The organism is Thermorhabdus hydrogeniformans, assembly GCF_049310025.1.
In the GTDB taxonomy this organism is placed as follows: Bacteria; Bacillota; Thermosediminibacteria; order Thermosediminibacterales; family Tepidanaerobacteraceae; genus JBJYKD01.
Map to the genome: position 1 here is coordinate 1 of NZ_JBJYKD010000220.1, position 256 is coordinate 256.

Below are 256 nucleotides of genomic sequence, written 5' to 3' on the forward strand. Positions count from 1 at the left end.
CGCGGTCAGGTTGCTGTTGTCGTAGTATTCGCCGCGCAGGCCGGTCTCGGCAGGCGGGTTGACGACGTTGGCCGGGTAAAGCTGCTGGCGCGGGATAACCTGTTTGGGCTGGCTGGCGCTGGACCACGACAGGCGGGCGACGGCTTCCAGACCGTTGTCGTAGAATTCGAGGCGAATGTCGTAGCGCACGCCGGCGGTAAGCGCAATCGTCCCGCTGCGCTCGACCGCCGAGTGGTCGGTCCAGTCGTTGATGATG

General features: G+C 65.2%; 1 protein-coding gene. It reads right to left on the reverse strand.

From position 1 onward, the window contains the following. Positions 1-256: PA14 domain-containing protein (locus ACKX14_RS16195; RefSeq protein ID WP_479685984.1), on the reverse strand; the 256-nt coding region annotated here is incomplete at both ends.